The organism is Paracoccus sp. (in: a-proteobacteria) (genome assembly GCF_030538755.1).
GTDB lineage: Bacteria > Pseudomonadota > Alphaproteobacteria > Rhodobacterales > Rhodobacteraceae > Paracoccus.
Window position 1 is genome coordinate 1 of sequence record NZ_JAUNTJ010000035.1, and the last position, 16,603, is coordinate 16,603.

General features: G+C 65.4%; 14 protein-coding genes and 1 pseudogene. 11 read left to right on the forward strand and 4 right to left on the reverse strand.

Annotated features, from left to right (window positions below; genetic code table 11):
• Nucleotides 1-63: 63 nt before the first annotated feature.
• The 3 genes from Q4G14_RS14390 to Q4G14_RS14400 form a co-directional block, all read right to left on the reverse strand.
• Nucleotides 64-390: a cytochrome c gene (locus Q4G14_RS14390; RefSeq protein WP_303362457.1), complete on the reverse strand. Its 327-nt coding sequence runs from the start codon at nt 388-390 to the stop codon at nt 64-66.
• Nucleotides 383-1,165 carry a uroporphyrinogen-III C-methyltransferase gene (gene cobA / locus Q4G14_RS14395; RefSeq protein WP_303362458.1) on the reverse strand — a complete coding sequence of 261 codons (783 nt, stop codon included), beginning with the start codon at nt 1,163-1,165 and terminating at the stop codon, nt 383-385. The genes Q4G14_RS14390 and cobA overlap by 8 nt, the downstream gene beginning before the upstream one ends.
• A gap of 71 nt (nt 1,166-1,236) precedes the next feature.
• Nucleotides 1,237-2,976, reverse strand: a complete 1,740-nt coding sequence (locus Q4G14_RS14400) for a nitrite reductase (protein ID WP_303362459.1) — start codon at nt 2,974-2,976, stop codon at nt 1,237-1,239.
• 205 nt (nt 2,977-3,181) lie between these two features.
• Between Q4G14_RS14400 and Q4G14_RS14405 the strand changes: the two genes are divergently transcribed.
• From Q4G14_RS14405 to Q4G14_RS14440, 8 genes are all read left to right on the forward strand, one after another.
• Nucleotides 3,182-5,239, forward strand: coding sequence for a NosR/NirI family protein (locus tag Q4G14_RS14405; RefSeq protein ID WP_303362460.1), 2,058 nt, complete (start codon nt 3,182-3,184; stop codon nt 5,237-5,239).
• Between the two features lie 68 nt (nt 5,240-5,307).
• On the forward strand, nt 5,308-6,183 hold the full coding sequence (locus Q4G14_RS14410) for an FAD:protein FMN transferase (protein WP_303362461.1): 876 nt from the start codon (nt 5,308-5,310) through the stop codon (nt 6,181-6,183).
• A gap of 125 nt (nt 6,184-6,308) precedes the next feature.
• Nucleotides 6,309-6,761, forward strand: a complete 453-nt coding sequence (locus Q4G14_RS14415; protein ID WP_303362462.1) for a cytochrome c — start codon at nt 6,309-6,311, stop codon at nt 6,759-6,761.
• 13 nt (nt 6,762-6,774) lie between these two features.
• The gene (locus Q4G14_RS14420; RefSeq protein ID WP_303362463.1) at nt 6,775-8,163 is read left to right on the forward strand and encodes a cbb3-type cytochrome c oxidase subunit I; all 1,389 of its coding nucleotides are present in this window, start codon (nt 6,775-6,777) and stop codon (nt 8,161-8,163) included.
• Nucleotides 8,164-8,168: 5 nt separating this feature from the next.
• Complete coding sequence (locus Q4G14_RS14425) at nt 8,169-8,975, forward strand: CbbQ/NirQ/NorQ/GpvN family protein (RefSeq protein WP_303362464.1); 807 nt, start codon at nt 8,169-8,171, stop codon at nt 8,973-8,975.
• A gap of 3 nt (nt 8,976-8,978) precedes the next feature.
• Complete coding sequence (locus Q4G14_RS14430; protein WP_303362465.1) at nt 8,979-10,937, forward strand: nitric oxide reductase activation protein NorD; 1,959 nt, start codon at nt 8,979-8,981, stop codon at nt 10,935-10,937.
• The gene (locus tag Q4G14_RS14435) at nt 10,934-11,470 is read left to right on the forward strand and encodes a cytochrome c oxidase subunit 3 (protein WP_303362466.1); all 537 of its coding nucleotides are present in this window, start codon (nt 10,934-10,936) and stop codon (nt 11,468-11,470) included. Before Q4G14_RS14430 ends, Q4G14_RS14435 begins: the two co-directional genes overlap by 4 nt.
• 6 nt (nt 11,471-11,476) lie before the next feature.
• The gene (locus Q4G14_RS14440; RefSeq protein WP_303362467.1) at nt 11,477-11,728 is read left to right on the forward strand and encodes a cytochrome C oxidase subunit IV family protein; all 252 of its coding nucleotides are present in this window, start codon (nt 11,477-11,479) and stop codon (nt 11,726-11,728) included.
• On the opposite strand, the gene Q4G14_RS14445 is transcribed toward Q4G14_RS14440, so the two are convergent.
• Nucleotides 11,699-12,919 carry an NnrS family protein gene (locus Q4G14_RS14445; RefSeq protein ID WP_303362468.1) on the reverse strand — a complete coding sequence of 407 codons (1,221 nt, stop codon included), beginning with the start codon at nt 12,917-12,919 and terminating at the stop codon, nt 11,699-11,701. The two genes, Q4G14_RS14440 and Q4G14_RS14445, sit on opposite strands and share 30 nt — an antisense overlap.
• A 128-nt stretch (nt 12,920-13,047) precedes the next feature.
• Between Q4G14_RS14445 and Q4G14_RS14450 the strand changes: the two genes are divergently transcribed.
• The 3 genes and pseudogenes from Q4G14_RS14450 to Q4G14_RS14460 all read left to right on the forward strand — a co-directional run.
• Nucleotides 13,048-13,746 carry a Crp/Fnr family transcriptional regulator gene (locus tag Q4G14_RS14450; RefSeq protein ID WP_303362469.1) on the forward strand — a complete coding sequence of 233 codons (699 nt, stop codon included), beginning with the start codon at nt 13,048-13,050 and terminating at the stop codon, nt 13,744-13,746.
• Between the two features lie 119 nt (nt 13,747-13,865).
• Nucleotides 13,866-16,106: a NosR/NirI family protein gene (locus tag Q4G14_RS14455; RefSeq protein WP_303362470.1), complete on the forward strand. Its 2,241-nt coding sequence runs from the start codon at nt 13,866-13,868 to the stop codon at nt 16,104-16,106.
• 1 nt (nt 16,107) lies between these two features.
• Nucleotides 16,108-16,603: pseudogene (locus Q4G14_RS14460) on the forward strand (TAT-dependent nitrous-oxide reductase); the annotation flags it as partial.

The following is a 16,603-nucleotide window of genomic DNA, read 5'->3' on the forward strand; positions in this document are numbered from 1 at the left end:
AAACGGCCAACCCGGAAACGGTCAGCAGCGCGGCGGCGGCAATCAGGGGGCGAAGGGCCTGCGTCATGGGCGGTCCTCTTTGACGGTCAACAGGTAATCGGCGATCCAGCGGGCTTCGTCTTCGGTCAGCAGCGGTCGCCACGGGGGCATGGCGGTGCCGGGGATGCCGTCGAGGATGATCTCGGCCAGCCCCTCGGGGTTGCGGCCAGCCAGATCGGCGGGGGTGATCGGTGAGCCAAGGCCGCCGCGCATGGTCAGCCCGTGGCACGATCCGCAATCCTGCACCACCATATGTTCCAGCGCGACCTGCCGTTCCGGCGCGATCTGCGGCGCAGCAGCGGCAGCCGCCGCGCCGGACACAAGCGGCAGGATCAACAGCGCGCTAAGCATTCGCCACCATGCGCAGCGGCTCGGTCAGTTCGGCGGGCAGGGGCAGGGCCGAGCTGTTATACAGCGACACCACGCGCCCGATGATGAACAGCACAGGCGCAGGCATCGACGCCCCGGCAATATCGCGGCCGATCTGGTCCAGCGTGGACAGCAGGCGTATTTCATCGGGGGTGGTGGCATGGGACAGCGCCAGAACCGGCGTTGCGCCCGGCAGGTTATGGGCCATCAACTGGCGCGCGATCAGGCCGATATTCGCGGCCCCCATATAGACGACCAGCGTGCTGTCGGGATCGGCCAGAGACCCCCAGTCCAGCGTCAGCGAGGCGTCCAGCGCGCGGTGCCCGGTGACATAGCGCACGCTGGTGGCCAGCCCGCGATGCGTCAGCGGCACGCCCGTCGAAACGGCGGCACCCTGCGCCGCGGTGATGCCGGGGGTGTAATCATAGGAAATGCCCGCGTCGCGCAGGACGCCGGCTTCTTCGCTGCCACGGCCAAAGATCAGCGGATCGCCGCCTTTCAGCCGGGCCACGGTCAGCCCCTGACGGGCCAGATCGACCAGCAGCGCATTGATGCGATCCTGCGGGACGGAATGAAAACCGGGTGCCTTGCCAACCGAAATGCGCCGTGTCGCGGCGGGGATCAGATCCATGATCGCAGGCGAAACAAGGCGGTCATAGACCACCACATCAGCCGACTGCATCAGGCGCAATGCCCGCAGCGTCAGCAGTTCCGGGTCGCCGGGGCCTGCACCGATCAGATGAACCTTGCCTGCCATGTCAGCTTCCTTTGCGGTGGCGTGTCGTTGGCGGGGACCGGGGGCGGCGAACCGCCCCCGGCGCAGCGTTATCAGTAAACGTCGCCCATGGTGTTGTAGACGTTGAACTTGCCGGTCGGCGTCACAAGGCGTTCGTCCTTGATGACGTGTTTGAGCTCAAGCGTCTTGTCGTCCAGCACGACGATGGCCGATTCCTGGTCGGCGGCGTTCCACAGCGAGAACCACACTTCGGTGCCCTCTTTGTTGAACTCGCCCTGAACGGCGCGGGCCTGACCGCCGGTGATACCGGCCATTTCGGCCAGGTTCAGCGTGATGATTTCCGGGTCTTCACCGGCCTTCATTTCGCTGACCTTGAACACCGCGATCGAGCCAGAGACGGCCGCATCGGGGTTCAGCGTCGCATCGACATACAGGTGATCCGATTCCGGGTGCGTTTTCACGAACAGCGAACCGCCGCCCAGTGCCGGAAAGCTGGACACGATCTGCCATGCCTGATCGGGATGCCCTTCCGGGTCGGTGCCGATCAGCGCCACCGAATCGTCGCCAAGGTGCGAGGTCGCCCAGACCGGACCATATTCCGGGTGGGTGATGTTCGCGCCACGGCCCGGATGCGGCGTCTCGCCCCCGGTGTCGGTGATCGCCTCAAGCTTGCCCTCTTTGGTGTCGATGACGACCAGTTTGTTACGGGCGTTGGCGGCGGTGATGAAATACCGCTTGGTCGAGTCCAGACCGCCGTCATGCAAGAAGCGTTCGGTTTCGATCTCGGTGATCTTCAGGTTCTTCAGGTCGGTGTAATCGACCAGCTGAATCTTGCCGGTTTCCTTGATGTTGACGATGAATTCAGGCCGGTAGTGCGACGCCAGGATGGCGGCCACACGTGGTTCCGGGTGATATTCCTGTTCGTCATAGGTCATGCCGCGGGTGGACACGATCTTCAGCGGCTCCAGCGTGTCACCGTCCATGATGACATACTGCGGCGGCCAATAGGTGCCGGCGATGGCGTATCTGTCTTCCCAGCCCTCCATCTTCGAGGTTTCGACCGAACGCGCCTCGGAGCCGACCTTGATCGTGGCAACCACGTCGGGTTCTTCCATCCACAGGTCGATCATGTCCACCTTGGCGTCGCGACCGATGACCATCAGGTAACGGCCCGAAGCGGACAGGCGGCTGATGTGAACGGCATAGCCGGTGTTCACGACGCGCTTGATTTCATAGGTATTGCCGTCGATCAGGGCGATCTGCCCTGCGTCGCGCAGCGTGACCGAGAAGATGTTTTCCAGATCCCAGTCGTTCATCTGCTGGGTCGGACGATCCTCGGGGGCGACTTTCACCTCCCAGGTTTCTTTCATCTCGGCCATGCCGAATTCCGGCGGGCTGGCGGGATCAAGCAGCAGGTAGTTCGCCATATTGGCGATCTGTTCGTCGCTCAGCTCGCCCGAGGTGCCCCAGTTCGGCATACCGGCGGGCGAACCATAGGTGATAAAGCTGTGCAGGTAATCGTAACCCAGGTCGCGGGTCAGATCGGGGGTCAGCGCCTTGCCGGTTGCACCGTTGCGCAGCACGCCGTGACAGCCAGCGCAGCGTTCAAAGTAGATCTTGTTCGCTTCGTTATACTGTTCATCGGACAATGCCGCCACACCTTCGGGTGCGCCGGGGGCGGTGACATCCTGTTCGGCCAGCACATCCAGCGAGGGCTGATACTGGTCCTGAGGGGTGGTGCCGTGATCTTCGACCGCAGTGGCCGGATCCGGGGCCGCCTCTGCCGCCGCATCCTGCGCCAGCACAGGGCTGGCCCCAAGAATAAGCGTCATGGCCGCACTGGCGAGCAAAAGGTGCCGCGCCTTGGCTACGTTGCAAGTTACCATCGCAAATCTCCGTTGCTGGTGGGCTGGCTCACATTCGCGTGCAGCGCGGGGGGCGTCCTTGACTTTTTTCAAAGCGGTCAAATTGTCGCGATGCAAATGTCCCAGAGGACAGGTTGTCCGGGGCCATGGCGGCGCAACTGACGGGGTTTTGATGGGAAATCATTTCAAAACAATACGTTGTGGCGGCGCATCTGGTCGGGGCATCTGGCTGTTTCTGGCTTGGGCGCTGTCGGTTCTGGCGTGGGTGCCTGCCGCATGGGCCGCGCCGCCGGTGGTTGCGGCAGATTCCACCCCCACAATCACCCAGCTTGATTCTGCCACCGCGCAGGCTCTGTTCGGGCTGGCTGCGCCGCCGCAGGTGACGCGGCAGCAGGTGCCGGTTCCGTCGTTCCGGGTCGAACAGGACGGGATGCCGGTGGGCATCATCGGCTCGACCTGGGAACTGGTCAGTTCGACCGGGTATTCCGGCCAGCCGCTGGATGTGCTGGTTGCCGTGCGCCCCGATGGGGTGATCGCCGGGGCGCGGCTGATGCGCCATGCCGAACCCGTGCTGACGCTGGGCATATCGGATGACGACATTGCCGCCTATGTGGATCGCTATGCCGGGCTGGATCTGAATGCGCCGGTCGCCGGGCAGGCGCTGCCCGATGTGATTTCGCGCGCCACGGTGTCAACGGCGGTGATCCGTGACGGTATCCTGCGCGCCGGGCGTATTCTGGCGGCGGCGCAGGCGGGGGGCGATCTGGTGAACCGCGTCGCCTATCAGCCCGCCGACTGGGCCGCGCTGCTGGATATGGGGGCGCTGTCGCAGGCCACGGTCAGCATGGCGGAGGCGGCGGCGGCCTTTGACGATGCAAGGAACCCGCTGACCCCATCGGATGCGCCGTTCATCGACCTGTATGCCGGTATCATCGACCCGCCCACGGTCGGGCGTAACCTGCTGGTGCCGCGCGATTATTCGGCCGCGCTGGGCGATCAGCAGCCGGGGCAGGTCTGGCTGGCGGTGCTGTCGCATGGGGCCTATGGCCACCGCGGCACCGAGGTGCGCCGCAGCGGCGTGTTCCAGCGGCTGACCATTTCGCAGGGCGATCTGCACTGGCAACCGGACGAGGCGAACTTTCGCCGTATCGACCGGCTGGCCATCGAGGGCGCGCCCACCTTTCCTGAAATGAGCCTGTTCCGCCTGAACGCAGACCCCGCTGATGGCGGCTTTGACCTGACCCAGCCGCTGCACCTGTCGCTGGCCGCCAGCCGCGATGCCCGGTCGGGCACGCCGCAGGTGATGCAGATCGACACCGAGGTGACGCTGCCCCCAGCCTTCCGTAACCAGACAGCCGACACCGCGACCGAACCGCCGCTGTGGGTCGCGCAATGGGAAACGCGCATCCCGCAACTGGCCGTGGTCGGCGCGATGCTGGCGGTGCTGGGCGTGATCCTGTTCGCGCAGGAATGGCTGGTGCGCCGCCCGCTGTTGTGGCGGCGGGTGCGCACGGGCTTTTTGCTGACAACGCTGCTGGTGCTGGGCTGGGGCCTGAACGGGCAATTGTCGGTGGTGCAGGTCGTGGCCTTTCTGCATTCGCTGCTGGGCGGGTTCCGCTGGGAAACCTTCCTTGTCGCGCCGGTCATCTTTGTGCTGTGGTGCTGCGTGGCGCTGGGGATGCTGTTCTGGGGGCGCGGCGTTTTCTGCGGCTGGCTGTGCCCCTTTGGCGCCTTGCAGGAACTGACCAATCAGGCGGCGCAGCGGTTCGGCATCCGCCAGATCACAGTGCCGCAGGCGCTGCATGAACGGCTGTGGGTCATCAAATACACGCTGTTCGTCGCCATCGTCGCGCTGTCCTTTTACAGTATGGAACAGGCGCTGATTCTGGCCGAGGTCGAGCCGTTCAAGACCGCCATTTCCATGCGCTTCATGCGGGCGTGGCCCTTTGTGCTGTTCGTCGTGGCGCTGCTGGCGGCGGGTCTGTTCATCGAGCGGTTCTTTTGCCGCTATCTGTGCCCGCTGGGCGCGGGGCTGGCGATTCCGGCCAAGCTGAAGGTGTTCGACTGGCTGAAACGCCGCCCGCAATGTGGCCGCGAATGCCGCCTGTGCGAAACGAAATGCACCGTCGGCGCGATTGACCCGCTGGGGCGGATCAATGCCAATGAATGCGTGCTGTGCCTGCGCTGTCAGGTCATCATGAACGATGACAAGACCTGCCCGGTCCTGTAACGCCGCGCCCGCGCCGCCGCCCCTCCGCCGCCGACGCGCCATGCCGCCGCCACGCCCGAGGTGACGCCATGACCCCGATTCGCCGCCGCCGCTTTATCGGCATGACCGCCGCCGCCGCGCTGTTGGGGGCAGGCCGGGCGGGGGCCGCCGCCGCGCCGCAGGAATGGCGCGGGCAGGCGCTGGGGGCGCAGGTGGTGCTGCGCACCCGCGACGCCACGCCCACGCAGGCGCGCAGCTTTTTCCGCGCCGCCGAACAGGCGCTGCGTCTGATCGAGCGGCAGTTTTCGCTGCACCGCCGGTCCGAGCTGACGCGGCTGAACGAAACCGGGCTGCTGGCCAACCCCAGCCCCGGCTTTGTCGCGCTGATGCGGCTGGCGGGGGATCTGCACCGGGCCACGGGCGGGGCCTTTGATCCGACGATCCAGCCGCAATGGCTGGCCCGTGCCACCGGGCGACCCGCGCCACAGGCAGGGCCGGGGTGGCAAGGCGTCCAGATCAGCGATCACCAGATCACCCTGCACCCCGGCATGGCGTTGACTCTGAACGGCATCGCCCAAGGCCACGCCGCCGATATGCTGGCCGCTGCCGCCCGCCGCCATGATCTGGGGCAGGTGCTGATCGACGCAGGCGAGATTGCCGCGATGGGCGGCTGGACAGCGGCAATTGCCGACAACAGCGGCACGCCTGTTCGCCGGCTGAGGCTGACCGACCGGGCGCTGGCCACATCGTCGGGGCAGGGCACGCTGATCGGCCCGCGTGGCGATTTGCCGCATATCCTCGACCCGCATGGCCGCCTGACGCCGCGCGCGCTGGTTTCGGTCAGCGCGCCGGGCGCGGCCCTGGCCGACGGCCTGTCCACGGCGCTGTGCGTCATGCCCGACAGCGCCATCGGCCACGCTTTGCGGGCCTTTCCCGGCAGCCGCATCGAACGCATCACCGCCTGAGCGCGGCAACGGCCCCGTGATGGGCAATTCACTGCCAATCACGCCGTATTGACTTTCGTTAAGGTGGAATCGCGCGCCAGCCGCATTTTGGGCAGCAGTTAGCAACTGCTTTGAGAGGGCTGCGCATGAGCGAAGTCATGACCAAAAGCATGGCCCGCAACGTCTTCTATGGCGGGTCTTTGTTTTTCATCCTCATCTTCATCGGCCTGACGGCGCACAGCCATCTTTATGCCGTGAATGTCTCGACCGATCGTGAAACGCTGAACGACAGCGTGGCGGCCGGGAAACACGTCTGGGAACGGCACGGCTGCATCAACTGCCACACGCTGCTGGGCGAGGGGGCGTATTTCGCGCCCGAACTGGGCAACGTGATGCGCCGCTGGGCCGTGCAGGACGATCCCGAGGCCGCCGCCGATATGCTGAAAGCGTGGATGGAGGCCATGCCCACGGGCATCGAAGGCCGCCGCCAGATGCCCTATTTCGGCCTGACCGACGAAGAATACCGCGAACTGTCCGACTTCCTGCTGTGGAGCGGCACGATCAATACGCTGAACTGGCCGCCGAACGACGCCGGTTAAGGGAGAAACGCCGATGAGATATGCCACACAACGGATCGCCTACCCTTACTTTGTGGTGGCGATGGGTCTGTTCGCCATTCAGGTGACGATGGGCCTGCTGATGGGTTACGTCTATGTGAACCCGAATTTCCTGTCTGATCTGCTGCCGTTCCACGTTCTGCGGATGCTGCACACCAATGCGCTGATCGTCTGGCTGCTGCTGGGCTTTTTCGGCTCGGCCTATTTTCTGCTGCCCGAGGAAACCGAACGCGAGATCCATTCGCCGACGCTTGCCTATCTTCAGCTTGCCATCCTTGTGGCCGGCACGCTGGGCGCGGTTCTGACCTATGCGTTCGACCTGTTCAACGGCAACTGGCTGCTGGGCAAGGAAGGGCGCGAGTTTCTGGAACAGCCCAAATGGGTCAAGGCCGGGATCGTCGTCGCTGCGCTGATCTTTCTGTATAACTGCTCGATGACGCTGCTGAAGGGGCGCAAGACCTCGATTTCCACGGTGCTGATGATCGGCCTGTGGGGGTTGGCGCTGCTGTTCCTGTTCGCGTTCTACAACCCGCCAAACCTTGTGCTGGACAAGCAATACTGGTGGTGGGTCGTTCACCTGTGGGTGGAAGGCGTCTGGGAACTTATCATGGCGGCCATCCTTGGCTATCTGATGCTCAAGCTGACCGGCGTTGACCGCGAAGTGGTGGAAAAATGGGTCTATGTGATCGTCGCCACCGCGCTGTTTTCCGGCATCCTCGGCACCGGGCACCACTATTACTGGATCGGTCTGCCGGCCTATTGGCACTGGATCGGTTCGATCTTCTCGTCCTTCGAGGTGGTGCCGTTCTTTGCCATGATGGCCTTTGCCTTCATCATGGTGTGGAAGGGCCGCCGCGATCACCCGAACAAGGCCGCGATGCTGTGGTCGCTGGGCTGCGCCGTTTTGGCCTTTTTCGGCGCGGGTGTCTGGGGCTTCCTGCATACGCTGCACGGGGTTAACTACTACAGCCACGGCACGCAGATCACCGCGGCCCACGGCCACCTGGCGTTCTATGGCGCCTATGTCTGCCTTGTCGCCGCGCTGGTCAGCTATGCCATGCCGATCCTGCGTAACCGCGATCCCTATAATCAGGTGCTGAACATGGCGTCTTTCTGGCTGATGTCGTCGGGGATGCTGTTCATGACCTTCACCCTGACATTCGCGGGCACGGTGCAGACCCACCTGCAACGGGTGAACGGCATCTTCTATATGGATGTTCAGGATCAGCTGGTGCTGTTCTACTGGATGCGCCTTGGTTCGGGCGTGGCCGTGGTGCTGGGTGCGCTGCTGTTCATCTATGCCGTCATGGTTCCGGGCCGCGAGGTCGTGAACCCCGGCCCGGTGCAGCGTCAGCGTGATGAGCAACTGGAACCGGCGGAGTAAGCAGTATGAATGCCCATAACAACCAAGGGGGGGCGGCATCTGCCCCCTTCTACCTGCCGCAAGCCGATGAAGTCGCAATCTTTCAGGCGGCGGCGCAAAACGATCTGCCGGTTCTGCTGAAAGGCCCGACCGGCTGCGGCAAGACCCGCTTTGTGTCCTATATGGCCGCGAAACTGGGCCGCAAACTGTATACCGTGGCCTGCCATGACGATCTGTCGGCGGCCGACCTGATCGGGCGTTACCTGCTGAAAGGCGGGGAAACGGTCTGGGTCGATGGCCCGCTGACCCGCGCCGTCCGCGAAGGGGCGATCTGCTATCTCGACGAGGTGGTCGAGGCGCGCAAGGATGTGACCGTCGTGCTGCACCCGCTGACCGACGACCGCCGCATCCTGCCCATCGACCGCACCGGCGAAGAACTGGATGCCGCGCCCGGCTTTATGCTGGTGGCGTCCTATAACCCCGGCTATCAGAACATCCTGAAAACGCTGAAACCATCCACGCGGCAGCGTTTTCTGGCGATGGATTTCGATTTCCCCGCACCTGCGCTGGAAACCGATGTCGTGGTGCAGGAAACCGGCATCGACCGCGACAAGGCGACCGCGCTGGTCCGTCTGGCGGGCAAGCTGCGCGCCCTGCGCGGGCAGGATCTGGAAGAAGGCGTCTCGACCCGGCTGGTGGTCTATGCGGCCACGCTGATCGCGGGCGGCATGTCCCTCGACCGCGCGATCGAGGCGGCGATGATCGAGCCGCTGACAGACGATGCCGATGTCAAACGCGGCCTGCTGGATCTGGTTTCGGCGGTGTTTGGATAAGCCATGGGCTTTGAACCGTGGGAACCCGAGGAAACCGTCGGCAAGCTGTGGCACGACGTGGCCAGCCGGTGGGATGCGCCGCCCGTCTATGACGACGCGCGGGTTGATCTGCCGCAGGTATCGGGGCGGCTGGCCGTGTTCTGGCGCGGTCTGGGCGGCGATCACTCGGTCGAGCTGCGCGCCGCCCGCGCCGTCACCGCGCGTCACCGCCTGTCGTTCCGCCGCCGCCTGTCCACCGAGGCCGAGGCAACCGCCCGCGCCAGCTTTGACGGCGAGGTTCTGCGCCTGCCGGAAACGCTGGCGATCTTTCCTGCGGCGCAGGCCAACGGGGCGCTGTATCTTTGGCTGACGGCGATGGCCGTGGCGGTATCGCAGGACGATCCGCCCGCGCCGCTGACCGATGATCCGCTGGCGCGCGATCTGGCCTTTGTCGCGGCTGCGGCCCGCGCCGTCGATCTGACCATGGCCGAGGCGCCGGGTCTGGCTCCGCTCTATCGTGATCTGTGCGCGCTGCTGCTGGCGGGCCGCAATGCGCCGCGTCTGCCCCCTGCCGAAGCGGCGGTCGAGGCGGTGATCCGTCACCTGCTGGGCGATCCCGCCCCGCTGCCCGACAGCGCGCGTCAGGCGTGGGACCGGGTGCAGGCCGCCCGCGCGGGGGATCGCGCCGCGCTGGATGCCCGCGCGCCGCGTCGCTATAAACCCATGCGCCCGGTGGAGTTGTGGGTCGCGCCCGATGCCGTGATCTGGTCGGCGGAAGGGCAGGTCGAAACCCGCGACACCGAAGGTGCCCCCGAAGAGGGGCAAGACGGCAAGATGATGCGCGCGCGCCGTCGCAAATCCGATCAGGCCGAACGCAAGGACAGCCTGATCCTGCACAAGTTCGAAGCGATCCTGTCCTGGGCCGAGTTCCTGAACCTGAACCGCCGGGTCGAGGATGACGACATCGACAGCGCCAAAAAGGCCGCGCAGGATCAGGACGAACTGAACCTCGGGCAATTGTCCAAGGCTCCGGCCACGCGGCTGAAGCTGCATCTGGACCTGTCGCCCGAGGATGCCGACCTTGAGGCGATGGCGGGCCAGCATGTCTATCCCGAATGGGACGCGCGGCGCGGGGTGTATCTGCCTGCGCATGTCCGCGTTCTGGAAAACCGCCCGGAACCCGTGGCCGAGGATGCCGGGCTGCTGCATGATGCCGCCGCCCGGCGCCGCATCCGCGCCGTGCGCCGCCAGTTCGAGGCGCTGCGCCCCGGTCGCGTGACCACCACCGGCCACCGCGACGGCGACGAACTGGATACCGAACTGGCCGTGCGTTCCGCCAGCGAACTGGCCGCCATGGGCGAGGGGAACGACCGTATCTGGCGGCAATCGCGCCCGATCGAGCGCGATCTGGCGGTCTCGATCCTGCTGGATGTGTCGCGTTCGACCGAAAGCGCCGTCACCGGACGCGCCGTCATCGACATCGAGCGCGAGGCGCTGACCGCGCTGGCTTGGGGGCTGGATGCCTGCGGCGACCGCTTTGCGCTGAACGCGTTTTCCTCGTTGCGGCGCGACCGGGTGTTCGTGGCCAATTGCAAGAATTTCGACGAACCCATGTCGCAGCTGGTCGAACAGCGCGTCGCCGCGCTGCGCCCGCAGTTCTATACCCGGCTGGGGGCGGGGGTGCGCCATGCCTCGGCCGGGCTGGCGACGCAGGGCAACCATCGCCGCCTGCTGCTGGTCATCACCGATGGCAAGCCGAACGATCTGGATCACTACGAAGGCCGCCACGGTATCGAGGACAGCGCCCGCGCCATCCGCGAGGCGCGCCGCGCCGGCCACTCGGTCTTTGGGATCACCGTGGACCGCGACGGCAAAAGCTGGTTCCCGCGCATCTTCGGGCAGGGCGGCTTTGCGTTGTTCCCCGACCCGGATCGCCTGATCGGGGCCTTGCCGGAAATCTATCGGCAACTGGTCGGACGATGAGTGCCGGGGCAGGCGACCCGCGCCGGTTGCCCGGCGATCTGATGATCTGGGTGCTGATCCTGTCGGAACTGGCGGTGTTTGCCGCCGGTCTGCTGGCGTTTCTGGCGGTGCGCCTGACCGACCCGGCGGGCTTTGCCGCAGCGCAGGATCAGTTGCACCGCCTGTCCGCCGGGATCAATACGGTGGTGCTGGTCACGTCCGGGCTGCTGGCGGCACTGGCCTTGCGCCGGGCGCGGGCCGGGCAGGTGGCCGGGTGCCGCGCGATGCTGTTGGCCGCTGCCGGGTTCGGGGTGCTGTTCCTGATCCTCAAGGGCATCGAATACGCCCATGCCGGAACCGGGTCCGAGGCGTTCTTTACCTTTTATTACCTGCTGACCGGCTTTCACGCCGTTCATGTCATCGCGGGTGTGGTGATCCTTGGCCTGTGCGCCATTGCCTGCCGCGCCGATCATGTGCAGGCCGGAACGCAGTTCTGGCACATGGTCGATCTGGTCTGGGTGATCCTGTTCCCCGTCATCTATCTGCTGAGGTGAAACAGGATGATGCGTGATCCTCTGATCCGGGCCTGGCTGGTGCTGATTGCCGCGTCGCTGCTGGCCACCGCCGCATCTCTGTCGCCGCTGCCGGGCAGGGTGGCGATGGCGGCGGTGCTGCTGCTGGCCTGGGTCAAGGCGCGGGTGGTGCTGGGGGCCTATCTGGAACTGGACGAGACCCCGCCCATCCGCCGCGCCTTTGATCTGGCGCTGGCGGTGTTCATGGCCCTAGCCGGGCTGCTGTATCTGGCCGCCTGAGGGCTGGCGCGCAGCGATGCGCGGCCCGGTGAGGATCGGCCAATACAGCACGGCAAAGCCGCCAAAGGCCGCGATCCACGCCGTGCCCGCCGCGTGCAGCATCCACATCTGCCCCGGCGCCAGCGCATAGGCCAGCCGCAGCGCGGCGGCCAGATTGGCCAGCACATAGACGACGGTCAGCCCGCGTGTGGCGGTCAGCGCCCGCCCGGTATGGCCAAGGCTGGCGCGCGACATGACGGCCAGCGTCAGAATGCCGACTCCGCCCGCCATCCACACATGCTGCGCGCCCGCTGGCAGCATCAGATCAACCCCGGCGGCGGCGACCGACAGAAAACCGGCGGCGACCCAGGCATAGGCCAGATGCAGAATCCACAGCAGAGGCTCGGCCGTTGTGGCCAGCCCGCGCCAGCGTGACAGGCGCAGCAGATGCACGGCCCCCGCCAGCCCGCAGGCCACCGCCGTCAGCCGTGCATCGGGCGCGACGACAAAGGCGACCAGCGCGACAGCGCCCACGACCAGCGCGGCCTTGTCGATCTGATCCATCGGGGCGGGCAGGGCGGTTTCGCCGCGCTTGACCAGCCAGTTGCGGGTGAACGAGGGAATGATCCGCCCGCCGATCAGCGCCATCAGCATGACCAGCGCCGCAAGGGCCAGCCGCAGGCCCCAGCCCTGCGCCGCCGCCCCGCCGCGCGCCTGCACGTGAAACACCACCAGCCCGGCGACGAACAGCCCGATCAGCCCCACCACCGGCAGGTTGCGCCAGTTCTTGCCCGCGATCACCTCGCGCAGCAGAACGAACATCAGCGCGGCATAGACCGACAGATCGACCACGGCGATCAGCAGCGGCGGCAGCGGCAAGGGCAGCGTGGTGACGATCCGCCCCAGCAGCCACATCCCTGCCAGCCCGGCCAGCGGCCAGCCCGTCACCGGCAGCCGCCCGGTCCAGTTCGGCACCGCCGTCAGAACGAACCCGGCCACCGCCGCACCGCCATAGCCGAACAGCATCGCATGGGCGTGCCAGTCCACCGGCGACAGCGCGGGCGGCGGGGCGATGCGCCCCATCACCATCGGCAGCCAGATCAGCATCGCCAGCGCGGCCCAGATCGCCCCGAACAGGAAAAATGGCCGGAAACCAAAGCTGAGCAGCGCAGGGCCGTTCCAACTGCGGATACGTTGCGTCGTGGTCTTCATGAGGCGGCCTGCGGAAAAGTGATCCGCCCGATATTCTGCCATCTCTTTTGTCGTTTGCTTTGACTTATGTCAGGTCAGGGCCTGTGCGCTGGCGCTATGGATCTGTTTGCTTAATAGATAGACAGATAATGACCCTGATCCGCGACACCATCCGACAGTCGATCCTCTTTTCATCCCTGCAAGCCGACCTGATAGACCGGATCGCGGGCTTTTCCTCGATGCGCGAGGTCGCGCAGGGCGAGACGATCTTTGTGCAGGGCGAACCGTCGAACGGTGTGTTCCTGATCGCGCGCGGCTGGGTAAAACTGTATCGCGTTGCCCCCAGCGGAACCGAGGCGGTGGTCTCGGTCAAGACCCGCGGCCACAGCTTTGCCGAGGCGGTGGCGATTCGCGGCACCCCCTATCCCGTATCGGCCGAGGCCGCGACCGAGGCCTCGCTGATCGTGATCGACGCCCGCAAGCTGCGCCACCTGATCGAAACCGAAGCCGATGTGGCCAAGGCGCTGCTGATAAGCTGCGTCACCAAGCTGCAAAGTTTCGTGACGCAGGTCGAACAGTTGAAGGCGCGGTCCGGGTCGCAGCGGGTGGCGGAATTCCTGATCGAACTGGCCGAGGACAAGGACAGTGCCTGTTACGTCGATCTGCCCTATAACAAGGTGCTGATCGCCGGTCGGCTGGGCATGAAACCCGAAAGCCTGTCGCGGGCGTTCCGCCGCCTGCGCGATTACGGCGTGCGCATTGATGGCAACCGCGCGTGGATTTCGGATTTGCAGCGGCTGATTGATTTCGCATCCGAAGACCCCAGCCTGCCCTGGACCAAGGCCTAAGGGCTGGCGCAAAAATCGTCCGCTCCTTTGAGTTTGGTCAAGGCACGACCCGGCCCGCAATCGCAAGAATGGGCGCGGCATCGTTTCCATGTGTGCGCTGTGATTGGAAAAATTCGGATATGACGCCTGAACGTCGATCTTTGCCCCTGGGCCTGTCTGCCCATATTGTGGCTGTTTTCGTGGCTTTGCTGTTGCTGCTGCTGACTGGTCCGGTGCGGGCGCAGACGCCGGTTCTGCCGCAGTTTCTGGCCGAGCTTCCGGCGGGCGATCTGGTCGCGGGGGCGGATGCCTTTGGCCCCATGCGCGACGATATGCCTGTCGCGCCGGTGATGCAGGGCGGTCAGCAACTGGGCTGGGCCTTTATCACCAGCGATTTCGTCGGCACGACCGGCTATTCCGGCAAGCCCATTCACACCATGGTTGCGGTCGATGACGCGGCCAGGGTGATCGGCGTCAAGCTGGTCAAGCATTCCGAACCCATCGTCCTGATCGGCATCCCCAATTCCCGGATGGAGGAAATGGCGGCGGGCTATGTCGGGCTGGATCTGGTGGCCGAGGCGGCGGCGGGCGGATCGGCGCATGATCTGAACATCATCTCGGGCGCCACTGTCACCGTGATGGTGATCGACGACAATATCGTGCGCGCGGGCCTGCGGGTGGCGCGCGCCTTGGGCTTGGGCGGTCTGGGTGCCGATGCGGCCGAGGCCGCGCCGCCGCGCGAACTGGCCGCCGATGCCGCCCCCGTCACCGACTGGGCCGAGGCCGAGGGCGACGGCACCGTGCGCCGCCTGATGCTGACCGTGGGCGAGGTGAACGAAGCCTACGACGCCCATGACGACCTGCGCGCCGCCGCCCGCCCGCTGCCCAACGACCCGGAAACGGTGTTCATCGACATGCAGGCGGCGCTGGTCAGCGTGCCTGCCATCGGCCAGCCGATCCTTGGCCCGGCGGAATATGCCAATGTCGAAAGCTGGCTGGATCAGGGCGACAGCGCCGTGGCCATCGCCGGGCTGGGGCTGTATTCCTTCAAGGGGTCGGGCTATGTGCGCGGCGGGATTTTCGACCGTATCCAACTGATTCAGGACGACATCTCGGTCCGGTTCCGCGACCGCCAGCACCGCCGCACCACGATTGCGCTGACGGGCGCACCGGCTTTCACGGAAATGGACCTGTTCCGCATTCCGGCTGACAGCGGTTTTGACCCGGCCAGGCCGTTCCGCATTCAACTGCTGGTTCACCGCGATGTGTCGGCGCTGGAAAAGGCGTTTCTGACCTATGATCTGGGCTATCAACTGCCCGAACGCTATCTGACGCCGCTGCCCCCGCCCGAGGCTGCGCCCGTCGCCGCCCCCTCCGCCCCGGCGGCCATGGCCGACACCGACGAAGCCAGCGCGCAGGCGGCGCTGTGGAAACGCGCGTGGGATGCCAAGCGCCCGCAGATCGCCATCGTCGCGATCATGCTGGGTGTGCTGACGGCGGCGTTCTTTTTTCAGGAATACCTGTCGCGGTCGGAACGGGCCGTGCGCGTGTTCCGCCTGTCTTTCCTGACCGTAACGCTGGTCGTGCTGGGCTGGATGTGGAACGCGCAGCTTTCGGTGGTGAACATCTTTGCGCTGTTCGCCTCGATGCGCGAAGGGTTCTCGTGGCAGGCGTTCCTGATGGACCCGCTGACCTTTATCCTGTGGTTCGGCGTCGCGGCGGCGCTGATCTTTTGGGGCAGGGGGGCCTATTGCGGCTGGCTGTGCCCGTTCGGTGCGTTGCAGGAACTGACCAACCAGATCGGGCGCAAGCTGCGCATCCCGCAGATCACCGTGCCGTGGTTCATCCATGAACGGGCGTGGGCGGTGAAATACATGATCTTTCTTGGCCTGTTCGGCGTTTCGCTGGCCAGCCTCGAACAGGCCGAGCATCTGGCCGAGGTCGAGCCGTTCAAGACCGCGATCATCCTGAATTTCCAGCGGTCCTGGCCGTTCCTGCTGTATGTCGGCGCATTGCTGGTGGCGGGGCTGTTCATCGAGCGGTTCTTCTGCCGCTATCTGTGCCCGCTGGGGGCAGCACTGGCGATTCCGGCGCGCATCCGCATGTTCGACTGGCTGAAACGCTATAAGGAATGCGGCAATCCGTGCCAGACCTGCGGGAATGAATGCTTTGTGCAGGCGATCCACCCGGAAGGCCCGATCAATCCGAACGAATGCCTGAACTGTATGCACTGTCAGGTGCTGTATCATTCGGAAAAGAAATGCCCGGTCGTTATCAAGCGCCTGAAACGGCGCAAGACGATCGCAGACAGCGGTGTGCCGGATCTGACCCCGCGCGCCGGGCTGAGCAACCATCCAAATCTGCAAGCAAAGGGAATCTGAGATGTCCAACCAAGGGAAATCCGGTATCAGCCGTCGTGGCCTTTTGGGTGCCACTGCGGGCGGGGCTGCCCTGCTGGGCGGCGGTGGCATCACCGCGCGGCAGGCATTTCTGGCGGCGGCCACCGGCGGCGCGGCCACTGCCGCAGCCACCGGCACGGCCAGCGCACAATCGGGCGGCGTCAGCGCGCCCCATATCGGGCCGGGCCAGCTTGACGAATATTACGGCTTCTGGTCCTCGGGTCAGACCGGCGAGGCGCGGATTCTGGGTATCCCCTCGATGCGGGAACTGATGCGGATTCCGGTGTTCAACCGCTGCTCCGCCACCGGCTGGGGCCAGACCAATGAATCGATCCGCATCCACCAGCGGACGATGAGCGAAAAGACCAAAAATTATCTGGCCGCCAACGGCAAAAAGATCCACGATAACGGCGACCTGCACCACATCCACATGTCCTATACGGACGGGCGCTATGACGGCCAGTATCTGTTCATGCAGG

Coding starts and splice junctions, on each gene's coding strand:
- cobA (WP_303362458.1), bottom strand. CDS start 1,165: ATGGCAGGCAAGGTTCATCTGATCGGTGCAGGCCCCGGCGACCCGGAA.
- Q4G14_RS14405 (WP_303362460.1), top strand. CDS start 3,182: ATGGGAAATCATTTCAAAACAATACGTTGTGGCGGCGCATCTGGTCGG.
- Q4G14_RS14410 (WP_303362461.1), top strand. CDS start 5,308: ATGACCCCGATTCGCCGCCGCCGCTTTATCGGCATGACCGCCGCCGCC.
- Q4G14_RS14420 (WP_303362463.1), top strand. CDS start 6,775: ATGAGATATGCCACACAACGGATCGCCTACCCTTACTTTGTGGTGGCG.
- Q4G14_RS14390 (WP_303362457.1), bottom strand. CDS start 390: ATGCTTAGCGCGCTGTTGATCCTGCCGCTTGTGTCCGGCGCGGCGGCT.
- Q4G14_RS14455 (WP_303362470.1), top strand. CDS start 13,866: ATGACGCCTGAACGTCGATCTTTGCCCCTGGGCCTGTCTGCCCATATT.
- Q4G14_RS14415 (WP_303362462.1), top strand. CDS start 6,309: ATGAGCGAAGTCATGACCAAAAGCATGGCCCGCAACGTCTTCTATGGC.
- Q4G14_RS14435 (WP_303362466.1), top strand. CDS start 10,934: ATGAGTGCCGGGGCAGGCGACCCGCGCCGGTTGCCCGGCGATCTGATG.
- Q4G14_RS14425 (WP_303362464.1), top strand. CDS start 8,169: ATGAATGCCCATAACAACCAAGGGGGGGCGGCATCTGCCCCCTTCTAC.
- Q4G14_RS14445 (WP_303362468.1), bottom strand. CDS start 12,919: ATGAAGACCACGACGCAACGTATCCGCAGTTGGAACGGCCCTGCGCTG.
- Q4G14_RS14450 (WP_303362469.1), top strand. CDS start 13,048: ATGACCCTGATCCGCGACACCATCCGACAGTCGATCCTCTTTTCATCC.
- Q4G14_RS14440 (WP_303362467.1), top strand. CDS start 11,477: ATGATGCGTGATCCTCTGATCCGGGCCTGGCTGGTGCTGATTGCCGCG.
- Q4G14_RS14430 (WP_303362465.1), top strand. CDS start 8,979: ATGGGCTTTGAACCGTGGGAACCCGAGGAAACCGTCGGCAAGCTGTGG.
- Q4G14_RS14400 (WP_303362459.1), bottom strand. CDS start 2,976: ATGACGCTTATTCTTGGGGCCAGCCCTGTGCTGGCGCAGGATGCGGCG.